Source organism: Pseudoalteromonas maris (assembly GCF_049257235.1).
In the GTDB taxonomy this organism is placed as follows: domain Bacteria; phylum Pseudomonadota; class Gammaproteobacteria; order Enterobacterales; family Alteromonadaceae; genus Pseudoalteromonas.
In genome coordinates this window covers 158860-185390 of record NZ_JBMMUF010000002.1, presented here as the reverse complement: position 1 = coordinate 185390, position 26531 = coordinate 158860, and the positions used below count along the sequence as shown (strand labels likewise).

The window sequence follows — 26531 nt, the reverse complement described above, 5'->3', positions numbered from 1 at the left end:
CCTGTGTATAAATGGTTGTTAGGCACAGTAGCGATTTTCCTTGCTGGGTGCCAAAATGATGATGCGCGATATGCACCGCTCGAAGGTATGGTGTATTGCGCAGAAGCTAATCCTGTGTCGTTCAATCCACAGGTGACAACGTCTGGTTCTACCATAGACCTTATATCAAAACAGCTTTATAACCGCCTTTTACGTATTGACCCCATTACCGGTGAATTCATTCCCGAATTGGCTTCAAGCTGGAGCATCAGTGATGACGGTACTGAAATCACCTTCAACCTGCGTGAAGATGTGCGTTTTCACACCACTGAGTATTTTAAACCAACACGCTTGTTCAATGCTGATGATGTGGTGTTTACCTTTAGCCGCTTGTTTGATGTTTATAACCCGTACCATTTTGTCGGCGAAGCAAACTACCCCTACTTTCAGAGTGTTGGCCTAGACCAACTGATCCGCCAAATTCGCAAAGACTCAGAATACCAAGTTACCTTCGAGTTATTTAATTCCGAAAGTAGTTTCCTTGCTAACTTAGCAACAGATTTCGCCGCCATTACGTCTCGTGAGTACGCCATGCAGCTCATGGAAAACGAAAAAATGGAGCAATTTGATGAGCTGCCAGTCGGTACTGGGCCATTTGTATTTCGTGATTTCAAACGTGACCGCTTCATACGCTATTACAGCCACCCTGATTATTGGGAACATCAAGTAAACCTCGACCAATTAGTGTTTGATATCACTCCCAATGGGACCACACGCATTGTTAAGTTACTAACCAAAGAGTGTGATGTAACTCCACATCCGAGTGCTACACAACTTGATGTGCTCAAAGAGCGCAGCGATATCAACCTAGACCAGCAAGATAACCTCAACATTGGCTACTGGGCCTTTAACACCGAGAGAGTCCCTTTTAACGATCCCAAAGTACGTCGCGCGCTAGCTCACGCTATTAACGTCGACAAAATTATGCAAGCGGTGTACTACGGCCAAGGAGTTAAAGCGAACTCCATGTTGCCGCCCATTAGTTGGGCGCATGAACCACAAACTGACTTGCCCCAATTCGATCCAGCAATGGCTCGTGAGTTGTTGGCTGAGGCCGGTTATGAAGACGGCTTTGATATGAGCATTTGGGCCATGCCAGTGAGTCGAATCTATAACCCCAATGCCCGAAAAATGGCTGAGCTAATGCAAAGCGACCTGCGCACAGTGGGCGTTAATGTACGCATCGTTGAATACGAGTGGAATACCTTTTTACAACGTGTTGATGCGCATCAACACGACAGCGTGCTGTTAGGTTGGGCTGCCGATACACCGGACCCAGATAACTTCTTCAGCCCATTGCTAAGCTGCGCTGCAACGTACAGCGGCAAGAACCCTGCAAATTGGTGTAACCTCGAGTTTGACTCGTTGCTTACTCAAGCCCTTGCCACAACTGATCAAGCCCAACGCAAAGCGTTTTATGTTCAGGCACAGCAAATGATTGCGAGGCAACTCCCACTCATGCCACTGGCTCACGGTAGACGCTCGCAAGCTAATGATGTCAATATTCAAGGAATAACACTGAGTCCATTCGGCGGTATTTCTCTGGCACAAGCGAGTAAAATGCCATGATGCTAGAGTTTGCTATTCGTCGGATTTCGTTGTTGTTATTCATGCTGTTCACACTCAGCCTGTTTACTTTTTCACTGGGTTATTTATTCCCAGGTGATGCCCTAACAAACTTCAGTGGTGTCGATACGTCAGGGTTCTCTCAAACAGCCCAATTACGAGAAACGTACCGCATGGATGAGGGCTATATTGTTCAATATCTCTCGTTTCTTGGACGAATCTTACAAGGCGACTGGGGGTTATCTTTTGCCTCTGGTAACTCTGTGTTTAGCCATGTGCAAACACTGGCTCCTGCTACGTTTGAATTAGCGATATATGCGCTTATGGTGTCAGTCATTGTTGGCGTTCCGGCGGGGATTTTAGCGGCGTTATCATACGGCAAATGGTTAGATAAGTTTATCAGTGGCACCACTTTAATAGGCTACTCGTTACCTATTTTCTGGCTGGCACTCGTGCTTATCATGGTGTTTTGTTTGCAATGGGGCCTCTTCCCGATGTCAGGCAGGATCAGTTTGCTATACGAAATACCTTCAACCACCAACTTCTTATTGCTTGATATTATGATTGCGGGCTTTCCATATGGTGGTCAGGCATTCACAGATGCGCTGCACCACCTCACTTTGCCAACGTTTGTATTAGCAACCTACCCAACAACAGTGCTAGTGCGCTTTACCCGTGACTCTATGCTCAATGTGTTGGAAAAAAACTACATTAAAACCGCTCGTGCAAAAGGATTGAGTCGTCGACAGTTGATTATTCATCACGCGCTGCGCAATGCGCTTTTGCCAGTTATCAAGCAAATCGGTCTACAGTTCAGTGCGTTGATCACACTAGCCATGGTGACTGAAGTTATCTTTTCTTGGCCGGGGATCGGTCGTTGGCTTATCGACAGCATCTATCAGCGTGACTTCCCCGCTATTCAAGGCGGGCTGCTGGCTATTTCCATGTTCATCATTTTCGCAACTATTTTGACCGAGTTGCTGTATACCTTGCTGGACCCGATCTCACGGAATCAAGCGCATGGCAAACTTTAAATTATTTACCGAGCAATCAAACATCTCACCATTGTCGAGGCTGTGGAAGAAGTTTCGTGCCAATCACGTGTCACTGGTTGGGTTATGGTTATTTATAGGTTTAACCGTACTGGCTACGACCGCCCCTTTGCTGGCACCTTACGGTATTAATGAGCAACATGCTGACGCCCTGCTGATCCCTCCTTCTTGGCATGAAGATGGCGATGTGCGTTTTATTTTAGGTACGGATGATTTAGGCCGTGATGTATTGTCTCGACTAATGAATGGCGCCACGTACACCTTTGGTTTATCCATTGTTGCCGCGCTAATGACCACCTTCGTTGGTGTTTTGGTCGGAACAGTGGCTGGAATGAGTAAAGGGGTGCGCTCAAGTATCCTCAACCACTTGCTCGATATTACCTTGTCCATTCCGTCTTTACTGCTGGCCATTATTATCATTGCCATTCTTGGCCCCGGTTTGATGAATACCGTGTGGGCGATTATTTTCGCGTTACTACCGCAGTTTATACACTCGGTCCGCAATCTGGTTGTTGAAGAGTTAACGAAAGATTACATCAGCGCATTTAGACTCGATGGTGCCAATCAATGGCAAATTTTAATTCGGGGCATATTCCCCAATATTTATGAGCGCATTGTGGTTATTTTTACCATGGCGTTGTCTTTAGCCATTTTGGATATTGCTGCCTTGGGATTTTTAAAGCTCGGTGCGCAACCGCCGACCGCTGAATGGGGCGCAATTTTGGCTGAAAATTTGAGCCTTATATACCTCGCTCCTTGGACAGTCGCCCTGCCCGGTATCTTGCTGTTTCTAGCTGTACTTTCAACCAACTTGGTTGGTGATGGCTTGCGTAACGTATTAAAAGAAAGGCGAGCCGACTAATGCAGTTATTAGATATTCGTAACCTGACTATTGAACTGATCACCTCTGAATCTCGTATTCGGGTGGTTGATGGCGTCAACCTGAGCCTCAAAGAAGGTGAAGTACACGCGCTGATTGGCGAGTCTGGTTCAGGTAAAAGCCTTATCGCCAAAGCCTTGGTTGGGGCCCTAAACCAGCGCTGGGATGTACGTGCTGACCGCATGCACTGGCGTGGTGTCGACTTAATGCGTTTATCTGACGAAAAACGCCGTAAGCTTGTCAGCCAAGACTTAGCGATGATCTATCAAGAACCAAGTCGCTGCCTAGACCCGACAGCAAAAATTAGCGATCAGCTCGAGGAGAGTATTCCTACCTCGGTTGAGCAAGGAAACTACTTTGAGCGCCGCGCAGCAAAGAAAAAACGCGCCCGCGCATTGCTGCACAAAGTCGGCATCAAAGAGCATTCCAAAGTATTATCTAGTTATCCTCACGAACTATCTGAGGGGGTCTGTCAGAAGGTGATGATTGCCATGGCAATTGCACGCTCACCACGCCTACTTATTGCTGACGAACCAACAACAGCATTGGAAAGTACGACTCAAGCTCAAGTATTTCGGTTACTGAAAAGTTTAAATCAGCTTAAAAACATGTCTATCTTAATGATCTCCCACGAATTGGAAGAGCTCACAGATTGGACTCATGGCATGCACGTACTGTATTGCGGACAGATGGTTGAAGCTGGCCCAACTGAGCAAGTCTTCGCTAAACCTCGTCATCCATACACTAAGGCGCTCTTGCAGAGTCTTCCTGATTACGACTTAGATCTTGGACATAAACAGCCCTTGTATGCGCTCAAAGGCACGATCCCAACGTTGCAGCATCTGCCCATTGGTTGTCGCTTGGGCCCTCGCTGCCCAAATGCGCAAAAAGCGTGCGTGGCGACACCGAAGTTAGAAAAAGAACATGGCCACAGCTACGCGTGTCATTTCCCGCTACATAAACAGGAGCAAGACTAATGCAACCGCTGCTGAAAGTTCAGGCCCTTAGTAAAGAAATTGCGGTACGTGCAGGCTTATTAAGCCGTAAAAAGGTCGCACTTTTACACGATATTTCTTTTTGTTTAGGCCAAGGTGAAACACTTGCGGTCATCGGTGAAACTGGCGCGGGAAAAAGTATCCTCGCCAAAGTGCTCGCAGGAGCAGATGAAGCAAGCAGTGGGCAGATATTATTAGAAAGTGAGCTTATCAACGAAGGTGATCAACACCAACGAGACTGCCGCAGCATTCGCCTTATCTTTCAAGACCCAACCACATCGCTGAATCCTGCACTGACAATCGAGGAAATTCTTGATGACTGCTTGCGCTACAACACTGAATTAAGTGAACAAGAGCGTCTTGAGAAAATAAAACAAACGCTGTCAAAAGTGGGCCTACTGGTTGAACACCGTCGCTACTACCCGCATATGTTCTCTGGTGGTCAATTACAGCGTGTAGCGCTTGCTCGCGCTTTAATTTTGGATCCCAAGGTGTTGGTACTCGATGAAGCCTTATCGTCTTTAGATCCATCCGTTAGGGCGCAAACAGTGAACTTGTTACTGGAGTTACAGCGAGAAACCGGCTTGAGTTATGTGCTCATTACTCACCACTTGAGTTTGGTAAAACATATGAGTGACCAAGTTATGGTACTCGACCACGGCGAGGTGGTGGAATATGGCAATACTCAAGACATATTCAATAACCCACAATCAAAAACCTGCCAACGCTTACTAACCTGCTAATAGCACGCAAGTACTGAACTTTTGTGCATAAAAAAGCATGCATAAAAAAAGCGCTCAAAGAGCGCTTTTTTCTCAACCTTTACGGTTATTCGTTATCAGCAACCGCTGTCTTTCTCACTACTTCAGCTTGCGCTTCTAGTGACTCAACAAATGTCTGATAGTTCTTATTAGCTAGTTGCATCGTCAGGCTTTGTTTAACCTGTTCATTAGTGTCCGTCGCACTTGGCGTGTTAACCGACTTCAATGCAACCAATGCAACATTACCGTTATTTAGCTCAACCAAATCAACCTCTGGCGTGTCACTTGGATGTGCCATTTTGAATACATGTTGAACTAACGCTGGTGGTACATTGAAACTACGGCGAGTTAACGCATCTTCGCTTTGAACACTCAATGCTGCTTGCTCTGCAACTTGTGCAATAGCAGTGCCCTGCTCAAGCTCTGTGAACAAGCTTTGTGCTTTTTCTTTCGCAGCCGCTGACGCCTTTTCGGCTATTAACGTAGTCGTGATCTGCTCACGTACTGACTCCAGCTCTTTGGTTGCCGCAGGCTTATGCTCAACCACACGAACCACAACAACGTGCTCGTTACCAAGCTCTAATACTTCAGAGTTTACGCGGTCTTCAATTAGCTCAGGCGAGAAAATCGCAGCTTGAACATTAGGTTGATTCAATGGCTCTGGAAGTTGCGCTCGAGACATAAGCTCGGTGGTTTTAACCTCAACGCCTACTGCCGCCGCTGCATCGCTCAGTGTGTCTGAAATCTCAAACGCTAGCTCTGCGAGTTCCGTTTGCTTCTCGTAGTAAATATCTGCTTTAGCAACTTTCTCAAGTTCACCACGAATTTGTGCTTCTACGTCTGCAAAGGCTTTGACTGTGCCAGGTTGAAGATCGGTTAGTTTGATAATGTGATAACCAAACTCAGACTGCACTACCTCAGATAACTGACCTACTTCGCTTAGCGCAAATGCGGCTTGCTCGAAATCTGGGTCAAGCATATCGCGCTCAATCCAATCAAGATCACCACCCATTTCTGCACTCACGATATCATCTGACTGTGTTTCGGCAAGCTCAGCAAAGTCTGCACCTTCTTGTAATTGCACAAGTAAGTCCTGCGCCTTTTCCAAAGCTGCTGCATCATCTTCGCTGTTTTCTACAAGAATATGAGCTACACGGCGCTTTTCAGGCTCTGCATACATGCTCTTGTTTTGTTCGTAGTACTTAGTTACTTGTTCTACAGTAACAGGCTCAGCAAGCTCTAATTGCGCTGCATCAAGCTCCACATAAGCAACTTTTACTTGCTCAGGTGCCAAGAACTGCGCTTGATTAAGGTCGTAGTAGTTTTGAATTTCTTCGTCACTCACACTTACGCCTTCTTTGAACTGCTCATTATCAACAACCAAGTAATCAATTGCGCGTTCTTGCTGCTGCAATGCAACCGCTTGATTTAATTCGTTGCTAAGTGTGAAATCAGTGCCAGCTAGTGCGCCAACAAGTTGTGAGCGCGTCATTTCATCACGAAGGTACTCACGGAAGTCGTCAGCTTGGAAGCCCATTTGGCGAATCACTTGCAAGTAACGGTCGTTGCTAAACTGACCACCAAACTGGAACGCTGGCAATTCAAGAATCGTTTTACGAATTTCTTCGTCGCTAGTGCGTAATCCCATTTCTGCCGCAAGTTGCGATTGTAGTTTTTGTTGGATTAAACGATTGGTTACTGACTGGCGTAACTGCGCCATAAAAGTAGGGTCGTTAGCTAATTGCGCAAAGTATTCGCCAAATTGTTGCTCTTGACGTGCACGTTCGTTGTCAAACGCTCGCGCGAACTCACGCTGTGTGATTTTTACCCCATTCACCTCAGCGACGGATTGATCGGCACTTTGGCCTAAGTAGCCACCGATCCCTGCCAAAGCAAAAGATAAAATTATTAGCCCTAGAATAACTTTGGCCGCTAACCCCTGCGAGCCCTCTCTGATTTTTTCTAGCATTTATCTTTATCTCTGTTTATGAAATCTACCCTCACTTTCTTCCCTGTTGATGGGTGCATGATAAAAGTGAAGGATATAAAAAAAGCGTATCTTAGCAGATACGCTTTTTCACTTGAAGCTATCAAACGTATTGAGTTTGATAGGACATCAAGTTTCGCAAATTAGTTAACTGCGTCTTTAAGCGCTTTACCTGCTTTGAATGCAGGGATAGTTGCTGCTGCGATTTGAATTTCTGCACCAGTTTGTGGGTTACGGCCAGTACGTGCTGCACGCTCACGTACTGAGAAAGTACCGAAACCAACTAACGCTACTGAATCGCCTTCTTTAAGCGCATTTGATACTGATTCAATGAATGAATCCAACGCACGACCTGCAGCCGCTTTTGAAATGTCAGCGTTAGCTGCGATTTGATCGATTAATTGAGACTTATTCACAATATCATCCCCTTGTATTGTTATTATAACGAGCGATTTTGCCGTGTAATGGATTCACTATTTGGCTTTATCACTGTGCATTTGAAATTTTATAAAATTGGACGCCTAAATAGCCGCCTAATTCTTCTGAAGCCTAGGCCCTACAAGGGCTCGGCTCAAATCCAGTGCTTAACTTATCACACCTTTGTGATTTGAAAAGCCCTTTACGATAAATTTTTATGAAATTTACTCACTTTTTACACAATCGAGGCTAAAACGCTCAATTGGCTGTGCTAAAGCTAGGTCCAACACGTCATCAATCCACTGTACAGGGTGAATTGACAAGCCCTCAAGCACATTTTGTGGGATCTCTTTTAGGTCCCGTTCGTTCTTTTGTGGAATAACAACGGTTTTAATACCACCACGATGCGCTGCTAAAAGCTTTTCTTTCAAACCACCGATTGGTAATACTTCACCACGCAGAGTAATTTCACCCGTCATGGCTACATCAGAGCGCACGGGGTTACCTGTTAAGCTCGACACTAAGGCGGTAACCATAGCGATACCCGCACTTGGGCCATCTTTTGGCGTTGCACCCTCAGGGACGTGTACATGAATGTCACGCTTTTCATGAAAGTCATCATTGATGCGCAGCTTTTGGGTGCGATCACGAACAACCGTCATGGCTGCTTGAATCGACTCTTTCATCACATCGCCTAACGAGCCGGTATAAGTCAATTTGCCTTTACCAGGAACCGCAGAGGACTCAATCGTTAGTAAATCGCCACCTACTTCGGTCCACGCGAGGCCTGTTACCTGACCAATACGGTCATCGCCTTCCGCCTTGCCATAATCATGACGTTGCACCCCGAGGTATTCCTCTAAGTTCTCGTCATTAATAGTGATGTGCTTCAAGCTCTTATCAAGGAGGATATTCTTCACCGCCTTACGACACAGTTTCGAAATCTCACGCTCAAGACCACGTACACCCGCTTCGCGCGTGTAGAAACGAATAATGCCAATGATGGCGCTATCGTCTATGGTAACCTCACTCTCTTTAAGGCCATTGCGCTTAATTTGCTTTGGAATGAGATGCTGCTTCGCGATATTCAACTTTTCATCTTCGGTGTAACCCGACAGGCGAATCACTTCCATACGATCTAGTAATGGGCCTGGGATATTAAAGCTGTTCGATGTTGCTACGAACATTACATCTGACAAGTCGTAATCAACTTCTAGGTAATGATCGGCAAACGTACTGTTTTGCTCTGGGTCCAATACCTCAAGCAATGCTGACGCTGGATCACCACGCATATCTGATGACATCTTATCGATTTCATCAAGCAAGAATAACGGGTTACGAACACCCACCTTGGTCATATTTTGGATAAGTTTACCCGGCATTGAACCAATGTAAGTGCGGCGGTGACCACGGATTTCTGCTTCATCACGCACACCACCGAGCGCCATGCGCACATATTTACGACCTGTTGCACGCGCAACGCTTTGCCCAAGAGAGGTTTTACCCACACCTGGTGGGCCCACTAAGCATAAAATTGGGCCTTTGAGCTTATTTGTGCGCTGCTGCACTGCAAGGTATTCAATAATGCGGTCTTTGACTTTCTCAAGACCATAATGATCCGAATCGAGAATCTTCTGCGCACCCGCAAGGTCCTTTTTGACCTTAGATTTCTTTTTCCACGGCACGTTTGTCATGGTCTCGATGTACGAGCGCACAACCGTTGCCTCAGCTGACATTGGCGACATCATTTTGAGCTTTTTAAGCTCTGACATTGCTTTTTCTTCTGCCTCTTTCGGCATACCTGCATCGGCGATTTTCTTTTGTAGACCTTCGAACTCATCTGGCACGTCGTCAAGCTCACCGAGCTCTTTTTGAATCGCCTTCATTTGTTCGTTGAGGTAATACTCGCGCTGCGACTTTTCCATTTGCTTTTTGACGCGAGCACGAATTTTCTTCTCCACTTGGAGTAAGTCAATTTCGCCCTCCATCATCGCCATTAGATACTCAAGACGCTCAGTCACATCGCTGATCTCAAGTACTTTTTGCTTCTCTGGTACTTTAATCGGCATATGCGCCGCCATAGTATCAGCAAGTCGCGCCGGCTCATCAATGCCCGACACGGAAGTAAGTACTTCTGGTGGAATTTTCTTATTTAGCTTTACGTAGCCTTCGAATTGGCTGATTGCACTGCGAATGAAAATATCGTGCTCACGCTCATCAATGTCATTCGATGGAATAAACTCGACTTCGGCTACAAAGAAGTCATCTTCTTGCGTGTATTTTTCAATTTTTGCACGCTGCGTACCTTCAACCAGCACTTTAACTGTGCCATCAGGAAGCTTTAGTAATTGCAGTACGCTGGCTACCGTACCGACAGTATAAATTTCGTCACTAGTAGGATCGTCCACAGACGCATCTTTTTGCGCGACAAGGAAGATTTGTTTGTCTTTATCCATCGCTGCCTCAAGACAGCGGATTGATTTCTCACGACCAACAAATAAAGGGATCACCATGTGTGGGTATACCACTACATCCCTTAATGCTAGTACTGGAATTTCAACGCGATCCGTTCTTTCAAGCGTCATGCTAACTCTCTTCGGACTTCTTAAAATTTAAAGATTACTCAAGTATATGGGGATTAGCTGGGTAAAGTTCAACAAATTTATAAAAAAAGGAGCTTAATGCTCCTTTTTAAATCAATCTGCTTATTTTTTATACTACTTCATTGAAATGAAAAGTATTATTCTGAAGCCGCTTTGTCTGGACTGCTGCTTTCGTAGATAAGAATTGGGTCAGACTCACCTTTAATTACGGTTTCATCAATAACCACTTTGCTCACATCTTCCATTGAAGGAAGTTCATACATAGTATCGAGCAATACACCTTCTACGATTGAGCGCAATCCACGTGCACCTGTTTTACGCTCCATTGCTTTGTGAGCAATGGCTTTGAGTGCATCGTCACGGAACTCAAGTTCAACGTCTTCCATTTCAAACAATGCACCGAATTGCTTCGTTAACGCATTCTTTGGCTCATTAAGGATTTGGATCAGCGCGTCTTCATCAAGCTCAGTCAGTGTTGCAACCACAGGAAGACGACCAATGAATTCTGGGATTAGACCATACTTCACTAAATCTTCTGGTTCTACGTCTTTGAACGTTTCACTTAAGCTACGCTCAGACTCAGATGACTTCACATTTGCACCGAAACCAATACCTGTGTTTTTCGCACTGCGTTGCTCAATGACCTTATCAAGTCCTGCGAACGCACCACCACAGATAAATAGAATCTTAGACGTGTCTACTTGCAAAAACTCTTGTTGTGGATGCTTACGACCACCTTGAGGTGGAACCGATGCCACGGTACCTTCGATAAGTTTCAGTAGCGCTTGCTGCACGCCCTCACCGGATACGTCACGAGTAATTGACGGGTTATCTGACTTGCGCGAAATCTTATCGATTTCATCGATATAGACGATACCGCGCTGTGCCTTCTCAACGTCGTAATCACATTTTTGCAGTAGCTTTTGGATGATGTTTTCAACATCTTCACCCACATAACCTGCTTCAGTAAGCGTGGTCGCATCTGCCATAGTGAACGGTACGTCCAGTAAGCGAGCCATGGTTTCTGCCAATAGTGTTTTACCACTACCCGTAGGACCGATAAGTAAGATGTTACTCTTACCTAACTCGACACCGTCACTAGAACCTGCGTTACGTAGACGTTTGTAATGGTTGTACACAGCAACCGACAGCACCTTTTTCGCGTGCTCTTGACCGATAACATAATCATCTAGGTGGCTACGGATTTCTTTTGGCACTGGCAACTTGTCAGATGCGTTAGCCTTTGGCGCGATATCCTTGATCTCTTCCCTGATGATGTCGTTACACAAGTCGACACACTCATCACAAATATAAACTGATGGACCTGCGATTAGCTTGCGTACTTCGTGCTGAGATTTACCACAAAACGAGCAATACAGCAGTTTACTTGTCTTTTCGCCGTTTGTAGGTTTATCAGACATTCAGCTACCTCATTCTTTACGCTACGAACTTTATTACATTGTAGCAAATGGACTTCTTAAACAAATATATCAAACTTATTGGCGTTATGCCGATGAGTTTGTATAAAACTGTCACACTTAGATTACTTTGCACTGCGTCTGTCAAAGACTGAGTCAATCAGACCGTACTCTACCGCAGCATCTGCGTTCATAAAGTTATCACGGTCTGTATCTCGGGCAATCACATCAATTGGCTGACCGGTATGCTCAGCTAGCAGTCTATTTAATTTATCTTTAATAGACAGGATTTCTTTAGCATGAATTTCAAAATCAGATGCTTGACCTTGGAAACCGCCCAGTGGCTGGTGAATCATCACGCGAGAGTTAGGCAAACAATGACGCTTACCTTTGGCACCACCTGACAATAAAAACGCACCCATACTTGCCGCTTGACCAACACACAACGTACTTACGTCAGGTTTGATGAAATTCATTGTATCGTAAATAGACATACCCGCAGTGACTGAACCACCTGGTGAGTTGATATACAAGTGGATGTCTTTTTCTGGGTTTTCTGACTCTAAAAACAGCAACTGTGCAACGATCAAGTTGGCCATTTGGTCTTCAACTTGGCCAGTTAAAAAAATGATTCGCTCTTTGAGTAGACGAGAAAAAATATCATAAGAGCGTTCGCCTTTAGCGGTCTGCTCTACAACCATTGGCACTAATGCATTAAGCGGATCTGTCATACCATTATTCATTATTTATTAATTCCTTACTGACCGACACAAACTAAAATGGCTCGGTGCTTTGAAAACAAAGCATACGAGCCATTTAAACGTTGCTTGTAACTTAAGTCAACGACTTATTGAGCCGCCTGCGGGTTCATGATGTCGTCGAACGCAGTTTCTACGTCAGTTACCTTCGCTTTCTCAACGATTGCGTCAATCGCTTGCTCTTCTAGAGCTACGTTACGCATTTGCTGCATTAGTTGATCATTTGACTTGTAGTATTCAACTACTTCAGTTGGATCTTCGTATGCAGAAGCCATTGTGCTGATTAGCTCTTCTACTTTAGCGTCATCTGATTTGATGTCACCAGACTTGATCACTTCGCCTAGAAGTAGACCAGTCTTAACGCGCTTAACTGCTTGCTCTTGGAATAGCTCTGCAGGTAGCTCAGGCATGTTATCAGCGTTGCCACCGAAACGTTGCGCTGCTTGCTTACGTAGTGCGTCGATTTCTTGATCGATAAGCGCTTTAGGCACTTCGATTTCATTTTCAGCTAGAAGACCTTCGATTGCTTGCTCTTTAACCTTAGCTTTAACAGCTTGGTCAAGCTCGCGGCTCATGTTCTTCTTCACTTCTTCTTTAAGTGCGTCAACACCACCTTCAGTGATACCGAATAGTGAAGCAAACTCGTCGTTTAATTCAGGAAGCTCTTGAACTTCAACTTTCTTCACTGTGATAGCGAATTGAGCAGCTTTACCTTTTAGGTTTTCAGCGTGGTATTCTTCAGGGAAAGTTACATCAGCAACAACTTCTTCGCCTGCTTTTTTACCTACGATGTTGTCTTCGAAACCTGGGATCATACGACCTTGGCCAAGCTCTAGAGGGAAGTCTTCAGCTTTACCGCCTTCGAACTCTTCACCGTCGATAGTACCAACGAAGTCAATCGTTACGCGTGCATTTTCGCCTGCAGCTTCTTGTGATTCAGTCCACGAAGCGTGTTGCTTGCGAAGTGTCTCTAGCATATTAGCTAGGTCTTCATCTTTTACTTCAACAACTGGCTTTTCAACAGCGATTTTTTCTAGGCCTTTAAGTTCGATTTCAGGATACACTTCGAACGTTGCTTCAAACTCAAGGTCTTTACCCGCTTCTAACGCTTTAGGAGCGAAAGTAGGCGCGCCAGCTGGGTTGATTTTCTCAGCAATGATTGCATCAATGTAGTTACGCTGCATAAGGTCACCCGCAACTTCTTGAAGAACTGCAGTGCCGTAGCGCTTTTTGATGATAGAAACTGGAACTTTACCCGGACGGAAACCGTCAATACGCTGAGTTTTAGAAAGTTGTTGTAAGCGTTTTTTTACTTCGGTCTCAACGTTCTCTGAAGGAACAGTGATAGTCAGACGGCGCTCAAGGCCTTGAGTCGTCTCAACAGAAACTTGCATGATTTACCTCAATCTTCAAATATGGCGTCGTTGCGCCTTCCTTACATACACGGTGATCGTTTATCTAAGCCGTCGTCAAAAACCAGCAATTTGCCTCGTTGATGACAGGGCGATCCCTATGCCTGCACTGCCCTATGGGCACTTATGTTTAACAATAGACGCGGCATTATAACCTAATATTTATAAGAGTCGAGAGCGCAGGCCAATAAAATAGCGCACAAGCGGGAATTGACAGTTTAACTGCTTAGTTTCAGTGCAAATAGCAGCATAAATGATCAAATTATGAAAATAATTGAAAACTAACGAGGATGATTGTTGTTTTAAATATTGAGGAGTAAGTGGTCGGCGATGCAGGATTTGAACCTGCGACCCCTTGGACCCAAACCAAGTGCGCTACCAAACTGCGCTAATCGCCGATACTCTAATTGTGTTTCTACCAGATAAGGGATGGTCGGCGATGCAGGATTTGAACCTGCGACCCCTTGGACCCAAACCAAGTGCGCTACCAAACTGCGCTAATCGCCGATAAATATACCGGTAGAAAAATGGGGCGACTGACGAGACTTGAACTCGCGACAACCGGAATCACAATCCAGGGCTCTACCAACTGAGCTACAGCCGCCACAATAATGGCGCACCCGGAAGGATTCGAACCTTCGACCGACGGCTTAGAAGGCCGTTGCTCTATCCGACTGAGCTACGGGCGCGGTGCAACGAATACTTCTTCGTGTGCAAACCAAGTGACACTTCCGAGAGAAAGTGGTCGGCGATGCAGGATTTGAACCTGCGACCCCTTGGACCCAAACCAAGTGCGCTACCAAACTGCGCTAATCGCCGATACTTGTTTTGTCTGAGGTTTCGAACTCGACCCCTCGTTGACAACGGGGTGCATAATAGTGATTTGACCTGGTGACGTCAAACACTTTTTTCACCCAAAGTGCCCGTTTGCTCATTTTTAACACGCTTTGTTTAAGTTTTGATATTTTTGCTCGAATTTTTATCAATTTATCCTATAAAACAGTGCTTTCATTAATCACACAGCTTGGCTGGATATATCTTTTTGTGCGAAAATGTCGGCCAAGTTCAGTGCGGCACCCCTTTTACACCGCAATGTTCGATTAAAAGTATTTCGTTCAAATTTCGTGTGACTGTTTTAGCACCCCCTAAAAAGCACACCAACCCCAGTTGTTAAAGGTTTCTCATGACGGCAAACATCATTGATGGTAAGGCAATAGCAAAGCAGGTTCGCTCGCAAGTCGCGCAGCGCGTTGCACAGCGCAAAGAGCAAGGACTTCGCGCTCCAGGTCTTGCAGTAGTACTCGTAGGTCAGGACCCAGCGAGCCAGGTTTACGTTGGTTCAAAGCGTAAAGCGTGCGAAGAAGTAGGCTTTGTATCTAAATCTTATGACCTTCCCGGTGATACAAGTGAAGAACAACTCCTTGAACTTGTTGACCAGTTAAATGCCGATCCTGAAGTTGACGGTATCTTAGTACAGCTGCCTTTACCGCAAGGGTTAAACGCAGAAAAAGTGCTTGAGCGTATTACTCCGCACAAAGATGTTGATGGCTTCCACCCATACAACATTGGCCGTCTTGCTCAACGTATGCCTGCACTTCGCCCTTGTACACCTAAAGGAATTATTACCCTACTGGACTCAACAGGTGTTCGTTATAAGGGAATGCATGCAGTGGTTGTTGGTGCATCTAATATCGTTGGTCGTCCTATGGCACTTGAATTGCTTTTAGCTGGGTGTACGACCACAATATGTCATAAGTTTACGCAAGATTTAGAAGCACATGTACGCCGCGCAGATCTTGTTGTTGTGGCTGTTGGCAAGCCTGAATTTATCCCAGGAGAGTGGATTAAAGAAGGTGCTATGGTGATCGATGTGGGTATCAACCGTTTAGACAGCGGTAAGCTTGTGGGTGATGTTGCCTATGATGTAGCCAGTCAACGCGCAAGCTATATTACTCCAGTACCAGGTGGTGTGGGCCCAATGACTGTGGCTAGCTTGATTGAAAACACTCTTGAAGCCTGTGAGAAATTCAACAGCTAAATCATAGTCGTGTTATTAAGTCATAAAAAAGCCAGCTTATTAAGCTGGCTTTTTTGTATGTGTTAGCGCGCTACCTTAGGCTTTACGCCATGTCGTTTTGCCCGCACTATCTTCAAGCACTACGCCCATCGCTGTAAGTGCATCACGTGCTTCATCGGCTGCTGCCCAATCTTTATTTTCACGTGCCGCGCGACGCTGATCTATTAGCGCTTCAATCTGTGCAGCTTCATCATCGTCTTGCTCACCTTGTAAGAATGCTGCTGGGTCTTGCTGAGCAATTCCCAATACTTCAGCGAGCTTTACAAGGATATACGCATGTTCACCCGCAGCTTTCGCGTCGTCAGCTTTGAGGCGGTTGACTTCTTTTGCTAACTCAAACAACACAGGTAGGGCTTCTGGTGTGTTGAAGTCATCATTCATTGCCGTCTCAAAGCGCTTGGCATACTCGTTACCTTTGAGCTCTACTTCAACAAGCTCTACGTCACGCAGTGCAGTATAAATACGTTCAAGTGATGAACGCGCTTGCTCAAGATTTTCTTGTGAGTAATTCAACTGGCTGCGGTAGTGACCATTAATCAAGAAGTAACGCACTGTTTCGCGGTCGTATGCTTTGAGTACTTCACGCACAGTAAAGAAGTTGCCCAATGATTTAGACATTTTTTCTTTGTTCACCTGAACCATGCCGGTATGAATCCATGTTTTCACATAGCGGCCATTGTTTGCACAGCATGATTGCGCGATTTCATTTTCATGGTGCGGGAACTGTAAGTCAGAACCACCACCGTGGATATCAAAGTACTCTCCTAGGTGCTTCGAACTCATCGCCGAACATTCAATGTGCCAACCTGGACGCCCTTCGCCCCAAGGTGAAGACCAGCTAGGCTCTCCCGCCTTCGCTTTTTTCCACAGCACAAAATCAAGTGGATCGTCTTTGCCCGCGGCCACTTCAACACGCGCGCCAGCTTGGAGCATTTCTAAGTCTTGCTGCGAAAGCTGGCCGTAACTATCAAATGTAGACACATCGAACAATACATCACCGCTTTGTGCAATGTAGGCATGCCCCTTGGCAATCAAACGCTCTATCATGGCGATGATGTCATCCATGTGACCGGTTACCGTGGGTTCAATGTCTGCATCAAGAATATTCAATGCGCGAAAATCTTCGTGCATTGCTGCGGTCATGCGAACAGTGAGCTCATTGATTGGTTCATTGTTCTCATTGGCTCGGTTAATGATTTTGTCATCGACATCAGTGATGTTTCGTACATAGGTGACATCGTAGCCAAGGTAGCGTAAATACCGGTTCATTACGTCAAATGATACATACGTACGCGCATGACCCACGTGGCAGTAATCATAAATGGTGATCCCACACACATACATGTCCACTTTATTGGCATTTAATGGCTCAAAGTGTTCTTTTTGACGTGAAAGTGTGTTGTATATCTGCAACATTACAATGGGATCCTATCAGTTATGTAAGTGGCGCTATCTTACCATTGCGCTGTGCAAGTCGCCATAAGTGGTAGGGCCAAAAGCGACAAAAATAAGTCACTTGCACAAACATCCATTGCACTGCGCATTGAGAGTTACGCGGTGCTAAGATAAAATACGCTTTTACGTTATTAGATTAGAGATCCCTCATGGTCGTATTAGAAACCAATTTCGGCACTATCAAACTAAATATGTTTGAAGCCGAAGCACCAAAGACAGTAGCAAACTTCCTAAACTACGCCAAATCAGGCTTTTACGATGGCACAATCTTCCACCGTGTAATCGATGGTTTTATGATTCAAGGTGGTGGTTTTACACCTGGTATGGATCAAAAGTCAGTTCAAGATTCGATTGAGAACGAAGCGAATAATGGCCTAAGCAACAAAAAAGGCACAGTGGCAATGGCTCGCACGCCTGATCCACACTCAGCTACGGCACAGTTTTTCATTAACGTTAATGATAACGACTTCCTAAACTTCACCAGCGAAACATCACAAGGCTGGGGATACTGTGTATTCGCCGAAGTAGTTGAAGGCATGGACGTGGTTGAGAAAATCAAAGGCGTAGCAACTGGCTCCGCTGGTTTCCACCAAGATGTACCACTTGAAGATGTGGTTATCACTAAAGTTACCGTTGAGTAATAAGTAACTGAGCGCGGTGAGTCCGCGCTTTTTTATTGCCAAGGACACCATGAAAAACACGCTTTTTATCTCTGACTTGCACCTCAGTGCTGCCTATCCAGAAATCACGACTGCCTTTTTTACCTTTCTCGACACGCACATCAATGACGAGGTTGACGCGCTTTATATTCTCGGCGATTTCTTTGAGGTCTGGGTTGGAGATGATGCCAACGACGCATTGAGCGATGATGTAGCAAAACGCCTTAAGGAAATTAGTGAACGTGGTATAGGTGTGTATTTTATTCATGGCAATCGTGATTTTCTTATTGGCAAAAAGTACGCTGAGCGTGCAGGAATGACATTGCTTGATGAGCAATGTGTGATTGAGCTCTATGGTCAAAGAGTATTACTTTTGCATGGCGACGAGATGTGTACGCAAGACGTGGAATATCAAAAGTTCCGCAAAAAGTCCCGCGGGTGGTGGTGGCCTCGTCTGATGCTCGCAATGCCGTTGTGGTATCGTCGTCGAGTTGCCCGTAATGCACGTATTAAAAGCAAACAAAGCCAAGCCAACAAACGCGCTGAAATTCTCGATGTTGAGCAAAGCTCAGTGGATAAAACATTTGCAGAGCATCACGTTTCATTGATGATTCACGGGCACACCCACCGCCCTGCAATTCATCATCAACATGATGGCAAGATTCGTATCGTATTGGGCGATTGGTACACGCAAAGTTCTTACATTATTGCCAATGAGCACGGTATAACTCTGTGTCATGGCGAGCTCAACCAAGAACTGTTATTCACATAGTCATCCACTCGACTATAATCCAAACATCCGTGTTTGTTGGGAATACCTATTTTGCGTGTGCTGTTTGTTTGCCTGCTGTTCGCTGTATCTAGTGCGCATGTATTCGCGACTAACAAGCAACACGTGCGCATTGTTTCAGAGCCCTTCCCTCCTTATTTCGGCCCCTCCCTAGCACACAATGGTTGGATGGCCCACATCGTAAGAGACACGTTTGCAACCCAAGACATTAGCGTAGAGTTTGACTTTACCGTTTGGACACGCGCTTTGAAGCAGGCAAAAGAAGAGCAGCAAAATTACTTTAAATACCGACGAGGTAATCGTCACTGACAGCTATGGCGTGCAGATCAGAGCTACGGCCTACTATTCAGATAACTCATCCTATGATGTCACAGAGCAATGTATTTGGATTTTTGACGATAATATTAGTCTCGTCAGCGGCTATGTCACTGCTACCAACTTTATCGAAGGCTACAACACGCCATTGAGAGCGTCTTACCAAGGCATTGAGTCTGACGACACAATAGTGACAATGGTCGCCTCTCGTAAAAGCGCGGTCATTGGAAGAGAAACATCCTTTGTCGATGAAATAGCGTTAGAGCTCCACCCAGCCATTTCTTTCCAAGGCAGTGCAGTAATTGACGGTATATATGATGCAAATACCAAAGAGCTACTTGCTGGTGGCACAGGTGGGGGTCAAAACCCAACCGACCAAAATGCCTACGGTGATATTATGAATCTAAACCAAGTGACCAGTGTTACCGGTATAGCGGGTACGCAATGGGGCGGGAGCAAAGGTTCACCACTGTTGCAGTTATTACGCTGGCAAGAGGGTGAGGTAAATAAAAAAGTAGGCAAATTTGAAGTTGGTGAGACGACAACAGTGGTCATCGACTCAACGATTATCGGTATAAAGGTATACTCATCTGCCGCCGACACATCTGAAGCAAGAAAACGACGATATGTCGCCGGGATACAGTTTATCTATCGCTAGGTGATTGGCGAGCCAGAGTGAAACTTGAAGTCTTCATCTGCGCTGGTGATCAGCTCTGCCTCAACCTCACCAAAAAAGGCAACACGTTCGCTGATATCTTCACCTGCGATGTCTTGAGCAAGTGTTAAGTAGTCCTGATAATGACGGGCTTCTGAGCGCAGCAAAGACACATAAAATTCGCCAAGGCGATTATCAACATGCGGAGCAAGCATCGCAAACCGTTCACATGAACGGGCTTCAATATAGGCTCCACAAATGAGCTTATCGATTAGCGCTTGTGGTTCATAAGTGCGTACGTGACGAAGCAAACCTTTGGCATATCGACTTGAGGTAATTTTGTCATACTCGATACCGCACTCTTGCATGATTTCAAGCACCTGATAAAAGTGATGTAACTCTTCTTTGATTAGCAGCACCATTTTATCAATTAAATCTTGTCCATAAGGTGCACTTGATTTTGGGATCATCGATTTATTCAAACGGTTGTGATCGGCCAAATCGCGCCAATCGCCTACTTGCCTGTAAGTGAAGTCTTCATAGGGCTTTAGCCACTGCAATAGCGCCTCACCGCTTTGTTCATCAACCGCATAACGGCGAATCAGATACATCGCACTTTGTGCTGCTTTGAGCTCACAAATAAGGTGGTCTGTTAGGATAATTCGCAAATTATCTGGCTTTTTCGCCTCTTTCACCCAATTTTGTGGTGTTTGGCATTGTAAAAAAGCGTAAATGGGGGCCAGTAAATCTTGATACTTCGCTAGCATAAAATCGTGTAGTTCAGGTGCTGTTAGGCCACATTTTATCACATTTGTACGGTTGCGGGACTTTCTTGACAAAACTCATCCTCTGAACAATAAATTAATAGGTGCTGGTGAAAAATAATACAGCCAAAACAACCAGTTTAATTAAGGGGCATACTATGATTTTAAATCACATTTGGGGCTTATACGCTCACCCATTGGAAGAGTGGCAAACGATTGATAATCGCCACGAAAGTTTACTATACAGTCTATCGCACATCCTACTTATCGCCTTGATCCCAAGCGCTATGGGTTATTACTCTGCCGTTCATTTAGGGTGGAGTATTGGTGCTGGCGATCCCGTTTACCTTACTCACGACAGCGCAATTATGATCGCTGTTGCTATGTACATCGCATTAATTGCAGGAGTTTTTGCACTGTCATATTTGGCACATTGGATGGCTAAAACCTTTGGTGCAGAGCCTTCATTTACCCAAACCTTAGAACTTGCCGCGTACACCTCAACTCCAGTGTTCATGGCAGCATTTGCAGCCTTCTACCCTACCTTATGGTTTATCGTGTGTGTTGGTTTAGTCGCGCTGAGTTACTCTGTGTATTTACTCTACACCGGCGTGCCAATTTTAATGCATATTCCATATGAGCGCGGCTTCATTTATGCAAGCTCTGTGGTCACATGTGGTTTGGTCCTACTGGTCATTATCCTCGCTGCTACAGCGATTCTTTGGACAAATGGTATCGTATCCCCCGTTTTTAGCTAACCAAAGCAAATAAACACAAAAAAGGCCGCTGTTGCGGCCTTTTTTTCGTCAGATGTGGATCAGTCGTCTTGGTTATGGATTTCCAAGTTTGCCGACATTGCCTTCTCACGACCCGACTTTGCAGAATCATTACGTAACTCATCAATACGATTCAAATAATCTTGGTTGATGTCACCTGTTACATAGTTACCGTCAAATACGGATGTTTCAAAACGTGTGATTTCAGGGTTTTCTTGTGACACAGCCGCTACCAAATCGCTAAGCGATTGATAAATTAAGCCATCAGCACCAATACTTGCGTTGATGTCTTCAACTTCACGGCCATGCGCAATCAACTCTGCAGCTGACGGCATGTCGATACCATACACATTCGGGAAACGAACTTCAGGTGCTGCTGATGCAAAGTATACATTCTTCGCACCGGCTTCACGTGCCATCTCAACTATTTGCGCTGATGTGGTACCACGTACAATTGAATCATCAACTAACAACACATTCTTGCCTTGGAATTCGCGCGAAATAGCGTTTAGTTTACGACGCACTGACTTTTTGCGCATTTCTTGGCCTGGCATGATGAAGGTACGGCCAATGTAGCGGTTCTTCACAAAACCTTGGCGATATGGCAAATCAAGTACAGAGGCAATCTCTAGGGCGATATCACATGATGTCTCAGGAATTGGAATAACCACGTCGATGTCTTTATCAGCCCATTCGCGAGCAATTTTTTCACCCAGCTTAGTACCCATATTCACGCGTGTTGCGTAAACCGACATATTATCGATGGTTGAATCTGGACGAGCAAAATACACGAATTCAAAAAGGCATGGATTGTACACTGACTTATCTGCACATAATTGCGCAAACAATTGACCATCTTCAGTGACGTAAATCACCTCACCTGGCGCTACATCACGGATCACTTCAAAGCCATCAGCATCAAGCGCTACGCTTTCAGAAGAGAACATGTATTCAGTACCGTTTTCGGTCTCACGCTTACCAAAAATAAGCGGGCGGATACCATGTGGGTCACGAAATGCCACCATACCATGGCCAATGATCATTGCGATTGTCGCATAACCACCTACCACTTTAGAGTTTACTTCTGAGATAGCAGCAAAGATATCTTCAGGCTCTAAGTGCATCTTGCCTGACTTACACAACTCATGAGCAAGAATGTTTAGCAAAATCTCTGAATCAGAGTTGGTGTTTACGTGGCGACGAGCCTCAGTAAACAGCTGCTGTTTTAATTGCTCGGCATTGGTTAAGTTACCATTGTGTGCCATTGCAATACCAAACGGAGAGTTTACATAAAAAGGCTGTGCTTCTGCTGAACTTGACGTTCCTGCAGTTGGGTAGCGCACGTGACCAAGGCCAATATTACCCTGTAAGCGCTTCATGTGTCTTGTATGGAATACATCCTTAACAAGACCGTTTGCCTTACGCAAGCTGAAGGTATTATCTTCAATAGTAATAATACCCGCCGCGTCTTGGCCGCGGTGTTGCAAAACAGTTAAGCCGTCATATAACGCCTGATTAACTGGCGATGTTCCGACTATACCTACGATACCACACATTAAATTTTCCTCGCCGATTAACGGTTAGCTGAATTTAAAAAGCTTGAATTGCTCTCAAGGTAGTCAAAGAACCACTCGATCACAAAGCCAAATTCAGGGATTAGTCTAGAGGCGCTCCACCAATTTGTATTAGGGGCTGAGGTGAAAGCGTCTAGGAAGAACAGGATTGCACTAACGACCAACACCCCTCTGAGAGCACCGAACACGATTCCAAATACGCGATCTGTGCCCGACAAACCCGTACGTTCAACGAGTTCACCAAGGATGTAGTTTAATAACCCACCTAATAGCAGCGTAGAGAAGAATAGTATGGCTATCGCTGCTGCATTTCGTAAAAGGGGTTCAGAAATATTAGTTAGGTAGGATGCTAAATAAGGGTAAAAGATACTGGATACAAAAAACGCGGCGGCCCAAACGGCGAGTGACATAGACTCTTTAACAAAGCCTCGCACCAAGCCAATAATGGTAGACAGTGCAATAATGCCGGCAATGGCGTAATCAACCCAGATCATAATAACCACTTGTCATTAGTTTGGGGCGCATTCTATCGGAGCAAGACGTTAAATACCAGATCATTTTGTCACTTGAAACTGTGTGATTCGTCCTTTTAAATTAGTCAGCTTTTGTAACTGGGGAAGTTGCTGCTCTAACTTCGCTTTATCAAGCTCTGGACCGACCAAAACCTTAGTCAAAGAGCCATTAGGCGTTTGTACCTTACGAGTAAACACGGTAAAACCATTTTCTTTAAGCTTTTTGGTCAGTGCGTCTACGCTACCTTGACGAGAAAAAGCACCAAGTTGCACCACATATGCCATTTCTTGCAAATTGCTTTGCGGTGCTCGTTCAAGAGGTTCAGCAGGCACCATAGTCGACACAGTAACGTTTTGAGACTCTTGAGGGGTATTAGCGCTATCGAGGGCCACCTCTGACGTCTCGCTTTGTTGTTCAGGTACAGACTCTTGTGTAGCTGTGTCTAACTGGTCGTCATCCGCGCTGATTTCTTCAACCTTAGGATCTTTAGGCAAAGACGCTTGCTCTGCCTTTTGTGACAACGCTTCTTGTAAGTCGATGGACTTGAACTCAGGACGCTCAGGAATCGCTTTGAACCCCTCTTTGTAGCGCACCTTGTCGCCGTCTAAGATATTGGGAATAAACACAATCGCCGCTACAACAACGATGGTTGTACCAACTAAACGATTAACAAACCCTGAGTTCACGTAACGCCCCTAACTCTTAAAAAATGTAATTGCCTGTGCAACAGTGTAAAACGAACCGAAGATAATCAAAAGCTGTTGCTCACCTAATTGCGGCATCACTGTTTTGATGGCATCTTCTACTTGATCATACGTGCCAGCGATTGGAACATATTGACTCAAGGTTTTTGCCAACTCTGTGGCTTGTGTGCCGCGAAAGTTATGCAATGATGCAACATGCCATGCATCAACACTGTCAGTCATCGCTTCTATCACGTCACCGTGTTCTTTATCAGCCAGCATGCCAACAACCGCATGGATAGTAAACCCTTGTTCCTTAAATGAATTTAAACGCTTAGCTAGAAAACGAGCAGATTCACGGTTATGTGCCACATCGGTGTACACTAAAGGTGCACTGCTGAGTTGTTGAAAACGTCCCTGAACATGAAGCTGCTTTAAACAGTCGGCAATTAGGGTGGCATCTGGCAGTAGGTCAAGCTTATACAACACACTTAACGCGGTTGCCGCGTTTTGTGCAGGAATGGCAGGCTGTGCAAAACACAAGTCAAACTCGCCCATTTTCCAACTAAAGGTCAACTCATCTTCATTGAAGAAGAAATCACGCTTTGATAAGCACAGGTCCGCATCAATGTGTTCACCATAGTCGACAACCGTATGCGGAATATCAAGATCCCCCACTATTGCAGGAATGCCAGCTCGAAAAATCCCAGCTTTGTCATACCCTACCAATTCACGCGTATCACCCAAATATTCTTTGTGGTCTAAATCAACCGTGGTGATCACACTGGCGATAGGATCAACAATGTTTGTGGCGTCAAAGCGCCCTCCTAAACCAACTTCTAACAGCACATAATCCACGTCCATGCGCTTGAAAATAGCCAATGCGCCAAGCGTGCCGTATTCAAAATACGTAAGTGCTGTATCGCCACGGCCCTGCTCTAACTCAAAAAAAGCATCAACATGATATTGGTCATCAAGCTCAGCGCCATTTATACGCACTCGCTCGTTGTAACGAATCAGGTGTGGTGATGCGTATGTTCCAACACTGAAACCCTGTGCAAGTAGCAATTTTTCAAGGCATTGTGCCGTAGTACCCTTGCCGTTAGTGCCTGCGATAAGAATGATTTTGCTGCGCGTATCAAGAAGACCTATTTGCTTAGCGACTTTTTCAACTCGCTCTAAGCCCATCTCGATATTGCTTGGGTGAAGTTGTTCTAAATAACAAAGCCAATCATCTAGGCTAGATGATTGGCTCGGTATTGAATCTGACATAGGTAAGTTTCTAGATTGCCGAGAAATTTACGCTACTCTATGCTCTTGTTCAGTAGAAGGCAAGTTCATTAGCTTGGCAACTAAGCGCGCTAACGTGTCACGCATTTCACGACGGTCAACAATCATGTCGATTGCGCCATGCTCAAGCAAAAACTCACTACGTTGGAAGCCATCTGGTAGCGTTTCACGAACGGTTTGTTCGATTACACGCGGGCCAGCAAAACCAATCAATGCTTTTGGTTCAGCAACGTTTACATCACCTAGCATCGCTAATGACGCAGAAACACCACCCATTGTTGGGTCTGTCAGCACTGAGATAAATGGTAAACCTTTTTCGCTCATTTTTGCCAAAGCTGCACTGGTTTTTGCCATCTGCATTAGAGACATAAGTGCTTCTTGCATACGTGCACCACCAGATGCAGAGAAACAAATCAGCGGCATGTTGTGCTCAAGACACACATTCACAGCTTCTACAAAACGCGCTCCTACTACAGAGCCCATTGAACCACCCATGTAAGCGAATTCGAATGACACTGCTGCAACTGGAATACCTTTTAACTGGCCTTTCATCGCAACCAGGGCGTCTTTTTCACCACTGCTCTTTTGTGCAGCGCTGATACGGTCTGAATACTTTTTAGAGTCTTTGAATTTTAAAACATCTTGGGGCTCGAACTGAGCACCCAGTTCAGTGCGACCTGCGTCATCTAAAAATAGCTCTAAACGCTTACGCGCTGTGATACGCATGTGGTGGTCACACTTAGGGCATACGTTCATTGCTTTTTCTAGCTCTGCCTTATAAAGAATGGCATCACATGACGTACATTTTGCCCATACACCTTCAGGGATCTCTTTCTTGCCCGAAGATTTTGTTGTTTTTGGTAAGATTTTTTCTAACCAGCTCATCTGCAACTCTCTTAAATGCTTGTTAGTAGCGGGATAGCTCTACTACCCCAAAATTAGCCGATAAATTAGCATAATTAAAACATGAATTTAGTTGCTTAGATATAAAAAACTGGTCGGTGTAGTGCGCTATTACGCGCATTTTACTGGTAACTTAACTAAAAACAGCCCTAAATTGGGCTGTTTTTTGCACATGAAAGTCTGGGACGT

The 26531-nt window shown here is 45.2% G+C and carries 24 protein-coding genes and 5 tRNA genes; 11 read left to right on the top strand and 18 right to left on the bottom strand.

The features are described from left to right. The first annotated feature begins 3 nt into the window (after window positions 1-3). The 5 genes from AAEU32_RS03880 to AAEU32_RS03860 are packed head-to-tail and all read left to right on the top strand — an operon-like array spanning window position 4 to window position 5275. A complete protein-coding gene (locus AAEU32_RS03880; RefSeq protein ID WP_421969209.1) occupies window positions 4-1608 on the top strand; it encodes an ABC transporter substrate-binding protein in 1605 nt (534 codons plus the stop codon). Beyond that, a complete protein-coding gene (locus AAEU32_RS03875; RefSeq protein WP_421969208.1) occupies window positions 1605-2639 on the top strand; it encodes an ABC transporter permease in 1035 nt (344 codons plus the stop codon). Before AAEU32_RS03880 ends, AAEU32_RS03875 begins: the two co-directional genes overlap by 4 nt. Beyond that, entirely contained in the window at window positions 2626-3519 is an 894-nt protein-coding gene (locus AAEU32_RS03870; RefSeq protein WP_421969207.1) for an ABC transporter permease subunit, read from the top strand. The genes AAEU32_RS03875 and AAEU32_RS03870 overlap by 14 nt, the downstream gene beginning before the upstream one ends. Further along, complete coding sequence (locus AAEU32_RS03865; protein ID WP_421969206.1) at window positions 3519-4514, top strand: oligopeptide/dipeptide ABC transporter ATP-binding protein; 996 nt, start codon at window positions 3519-3521, stop codon at window positions 4512-4514. The genes AAEU32_RS03870 and AAEU32_RS03865 overlap by 1 nt, the downstream gene beginning before the upstream one ends. Continuing rightward, window positions 4514-5275 carry an ATP-binding cassette domain-containing protein gene (locus AAEU32_RS03860; protein WP_421969205.1) on the top strand — a complete coding sequence of 254 codons (762 nt, stop codon included), beginning with the start codon at window positions 4514-4516 and terminating at the stop codon, window positions 5273-5275. Before AAEU32_RS03865 ends, AAEU32_RS03860 begins: the two co-directional genes overlap by 1 nt. 85 nt (window positions 5276-5360) lie before the next feature. On the opposite strand, the gene AAEU32_RS03855 is transcribed toward AAEU32_RS03860, so the two are convergent. From AAEU32_RS03855 to AAEU32_RS03805, 11 genes are all read right to left on the bottom strand, one after another. Continuing rightward, a complete protein-coding gene (locus tag AAEU32_RS03855) occupies window positions 5361-7262 on the bottom strand; it encodes a SurA N-terminal domain-containing protein (protein ID WP_421969204.1) in 1902 nt (633 codons plus the stop codon). A gap of 161 nt (window positions 7263-7423) precedes the next feature. Continuing rightward, window positions 7424-7714 carry a nucleoid-associated protein HU-beta gene (gene hupB / locus AAEU32_RS03850; protein WP_421969412.1) on the bottom strand — a complete coding sequence of 97 codons (291 nt, stop codon included), beginning with the start codon at window positions 7712-7714 and terminating at the stop codon, window positions 7424-7426. Window positions 7715-7921: 207 nt separating this feature from the next. Beyond that, window positions 7922-10282 carry an endopeptidase La gene (gene lon / locus AAEU32_RS03845; protein WP_421969203.1) on the bottom strand — a complete coding sequence of 787 codons (2361 nt, stop codon included), beginning with the start codon at window positions 10280-10282 and terminating at the stop codon, window positions 7922-7924. Window positions 10283-10437: 155 nt separating this feature from the next. Further along, the gene (clpX, locus tag AAEU32_RS03840) at window positions 10438-11721 is read right to left on the bottom strand and encodes an ATP-dependent protease ATP-binding subunit ClpX (RefSeq protein WP_421969202.1); all 1284 of its coding nucleotides are present in this window, start codon (window positions 11719-11721) and stop codon (window positions 10438-10440) included. Window positions 11722-11843: 122 nt separating this feature from the next. Then, window positions 11844-12461, bottom strand: coding sequence for an ATP-dependent Clp endopeptidase proteolytic subunit ClpP (clpP, locus tag AAEU32_RS03835; protein ID WP_421969201.1), 618 nt, complete (start codon window positions 12459-12461; stop codon window positions 11844-11846). A gap of 104 nt (window positions 12462-12565) precedes the next feature. Continuing rightward, on the bottom strand, window positions 12566-13870 hold the full coding sequence (gene tig / locus AAEU32_RS03830) for a trigger factor (protein WP_421969200.1): 1305 nt from the start codon (window positions 13868-13870) through the stop codon (window positions 12566-12568). Between the two features lie 339 nt (window positions 13871-14209). Next, window positions 14210-14286: transfer RNA gene (locus AAEU32_RS03825), tRNA-Pro, on the bottom strand. Window positions 14287-14318: 32 nt separating this feature from the next. Continuing rightward, window positions 14319-14395 (bottom strand) — tRNA-Pro (locus tag AAEU32_RS03820). Window positions 14396-14416: 21 nt separating this feature from the next. Then, window positions 14417-14492: transfer RNA gene (locus AAEU32_RS03815), tRNA-His, on the bottom strand. A gap of 8 nt (window positions 14493-14500) precedes the next feature. Then, window positions 14501-14577 (bottom strand) — tRNA-Arg (locus tag AAEU32_RS03810). Window positions 14578-14630: 53 nt separating this feature from the next. After that, window positions 14631-14707 (bottom strand) — tRNA-Pro (locus AAEU32_RS03805). Window positions 14708-15071: 364 nt separating this feature from the next. Between AAEU32_RS03805 and folD the strand changes: the two genes are divergently transcribed. Continuing rightward, window positions 15072-15926 (top strand): bifunctional methylenetetrahydrofolate dehydrogenase/methenyltetrahydrofolate cyclohydrolase FolD, encoded by an 855-nt coding sequence (gene folD / locus AAEU32_RS03800; protein ID WP_421969199.1) that lies wholly within the window; start codon window positions 15072-15074, stop codon window positions 15924-15926. A gap of 75 nt (window positions 15927-16001) precedes the next feature. Here folD and cysS read toward each other — a convergent pair whose 3' ends face one another. After that, on the bottom strand, window positions 16002-17381 hold the full coding sequence (cysS, locus tag AAEU32_RS03795; protein ID WP_421969198.1) for a cysteine--tRNA ligase: 1380 nt from the start codon (window positions 17379-17381) through the stop codon (window positions 16002-16004). A gap of 188 nt (window positions 17382-17569) precedes the next feature. Between cysS and AAEU32_RS03790 the strand changes: the two genes are divergently transcribed. From AAEU32_RS03790 to AAEU32_RS03775, 4 genes are read left to right on the top strand one after another with little or no spacing between them, the layout of a single operon-like run. Next, complete coding sequence (locus tag AAEU32_RS03790) at window positions 17570-18061, top strand: peptidylprolyl isomerase (protein ID WP_421969197.1); 492 nt, start codon at window positions 17570-17572, stop codon at window positions 18059-18061. A 49-nt stretch (window positions 18062-18110) separates the two neighbouring features. Continuing rightward, window positions 18111-18851, top strand: coding sequence for a UDP-2,3-diacylglucosamine diphosphatase (locus AAEU32_RS03785; RefSeq protein WP_421969196.1), 741 nt, complete (start codon window positions 18111-18113; stop codon window positions 18849-18851). 51 nt (window positions 18852-18902) lie between these two features. Next, window positions 18903-19178 (top strand): hypothetical protein, encoded by a 276-nt coding sequence (locus AAEU32_RS03780; RefSeq protein WP_421969195.1) that lies wholly within the window; start codon window positions 18903-18905, stop codon window positions 19176-19178. Between the two features lie 10 nt (window positions 19179-19188). Then, a complete protein-coding gene (locus AAEU32_RS03775) occupies window positions 19189-19842 on the top strand; it encodes a hypothetical protein (protein WP_421969194.1) in 654 nt (217 codons plus the stop codon). Here the strand turns inward: AAEU32_RS03775 and miaE are convergent. Next, window positions 19839-20606 carry a tRNA isopentenyl-2-thiomethyl-A-37 hydroxylase MiaE gene (gene miaE / locus AAEU32_RS03770; protein WP_421969411.1) on the bottom strand — a complete coding sequence of 256 codons (768 nt, stop codon included), beginning with the start codon at window positions 20604-20606 and terminating at the stop codon, window positions 19839-19841. The genes AAEU32_RS03775 and miaE overlap by 4 nt on opposite strands. Window positions 20607-20761: 155 nt before the next feature. On the opposite strand from miaE, the gene AAEU32_RS03765 reads away from it, so the two are divergent. Continuing rightward, window positions 20762-21361, top strand: a complete 600-nt coding sequence (locus tag AAEU32_RS03765) for a Yip1 family protein (RefSeq protein WP_421969193.1) — start codon at window positions 20762-20764, stop codon at window positions 21359-21361. Between the two features lie 59 nt (window positions 21362-21420). Here AAEU32_RS03765 and purF read toward each other — a convergent pair whose 3' ends face one another. From purF to accD, 5 genes are read right to left on the bottom strand one after another with little or no spacing between them, the layout of a single operon-like run. Continuing rightward, entirely contained in the window at window positions 21421-22935 is a 1515-nt protein-coding gene (gene purF, locus AAEU32_RS03760) for an amidophosphoribosyltransferase (protein WP_421969192.1), read from the bottom strand. Between the two features lie 17 nt (window positions 22936-22952). Then, a complete protein-coding gene (locus AAEU32_RS03755; RefSeq protein ID WP_421969191.1) occupies window positions 22953-23447 on the bottom strand; it encodes a CvpA family protein in 495 nt (164 codons plus the stop codon). A 60-nt stretch (window positions 23448-23507) separates the two neighbouring features. Further along, complete coding sequence (locus AAEU32_RS03750) at window positions 23508-24152, bottom strand: SPOR domain-containing protein (RefSeq protein WP_421969190.1); 645 nt, start codon at window positions 24150-24152, stop codon at window positions 23508-23510. Window positions 24153-24161: 9 nt separating this feature from the next. Continuing rightward, on the bottom strand, window positions 24162-25421 hold the full coding sequence (folC, locus tag AAEU32_RS03745; protein ID WP_421969189.1) for a bifunctional tetrahydrofolate synthase/dihydrofolate synthase: 1260 nt from the start codon (window positions 25419-25421) through the stop codon (window positions 24162-24164). 27 nt (window positions 25422-25448) lie between these two features. Next, a complete protein-coding gene (accD, locus tag AAEU32_RS03740) occupies window positions 25449-26324 on the bottom strand; it encodes an acetyl-CoA carboxylase, carboxyltransferase subunit beta (RefSeq protein ID WP_421969188.1) in 876 nt (291 codons plus the stop codon). Window positions 26325-26531 lie beyond the last annotated feature (207 nt).

Excerpts from the sequence above, each read along its gene's own strand:
- AAEU32_RS03875 (WP_421969208.1), top strand. The coding sequence starts at position 1,605 with ATGATGCTAGAGTTTGCTATTCGTCGGATTTCGTTGTTGTTATTCATG.
- AAEU32_RS03870 (WP_421969207.1), top strand. The coding sequence starts at position 2,626 with ATGGCAAACTTTAAATTATTTACCGAGCAATCAAACATCTCACCATTG.
- AAEU32_RS03865 (WP_421969206.1), top strand. The coding sequence starts at position 3,519 with ATGCAGTTATTAGATATTCGTAACCTGACTATTGAACTGATCACCTCT.
- AAEU32_RS03860 (WP_421969205.1), top strand. The coding sequence starts at position 4,514 with ATGCAACCGCTGCTGAAAGTTCAGGCCCTTAGTAAAGAAATTGCGGTA.
- AAEU32_RS03855 (WP_421969204.1), bottom strand. The coding sequence starts at position 7,262 with ATGCTAGAAAAAATCAGAGAGGGCTCGCAGGGGTTAGCGGCCAAAGTT.
- lon (WP_421969203.1), bottom strand. The coding sequence starts at position 10,282 with ATGACGCTTGAAAGAACGGATCGCGTTGAAATTCCAGTACTAGCATTA.
- clpX (WP_421969202.1), bottom strand. The coding sequence starts at position 11,721 with ATGTCTGATAAACCTACAAACGGCGAAAAGACAAGTAAACTGCTGTAT.
- clpP (WP_421969201.1), bottom strand. The coding sequence starts at position 12,461 with ATGAATAATGGTATGACAGATCCGCTTAATGCATTAGTGCCAATGGTT.
- tig (WP_421969200.1), bottom strand. The coding sequence starts at position 13,870 with ATGCAAGTTTCTGTTGAGACGACTCAAGGCCTTGAGCGCCGTCTGACT.
- folD (WP_421969199.1), top strand. The coding sequence starts at position 15,072 with ATGACGGCAAACATCATTGATGGTAAGGCAATAGCAAAGCAGGTTCGC.
- cysS (WP_421969198.1), bottom strand. The coding sequence starts at position 17,381 with ATGTTGCAGATATACAACACACTTTCACGTCAAAAAGAACACTTTGAG.
- AAEU32_RS03790 (WP_421969197.1), top strand. The coding sequence starts at position 17,570 with ATGGTCGTATTAGAAACCAATTTCGGCACTATCAAACTAAATATGTTT.
- AAEU32_RS03785 (WP_421969196.1), top strand. The coding sequence starts at position 18,111 with ATGAAAAACACGCTTTTTATCTCTGACTTGCACCTCAGTGCTGCCTAT.
- miaE (WP_421969411.1), bottom strand. The coding sequence starts at position 20,606 with ATGCTAGCGAAGTATCAAGATTTACTGGCCCCCATTTACGCTTTTTTA.
- AAEU32_RS03765 (WP_421969193.1), top strand. The coding sequence starts at position 20,762 with ATGATTTTAAATCACATTTGGGGCTTATACGCTCACCCATTGGAAGAG.
- purF (WP_421969192.1), bottom strand. The coding sequence starts at position 22,935 with ATGTGTGGTATCGTAGGTATAGTCGGAACATCGCCAGTTAATCAGGCG.
- AAEU32_RS03755 (WP_421969191.1), bottom strand. The coding sequence starts at position 23,447 with ATGATCTGGGTTGATTACGCCATTGCCGGCATTATTGCACTGTCTACC.
- folC (WP_421969189.1), bottom strand. The coding sequence starts at position 25,421 with ATGTCAGATTCAATACCGAGCCAATCATCTAGCCTAGATGATTGGCTT.
- accD (WP_421969188.1), bottom strand. The coding sequence starts at position 26,324 with ATGAGCTGGTTAGAAAAAATCTTACCAAAAACAACAAAATCTTCGGGC.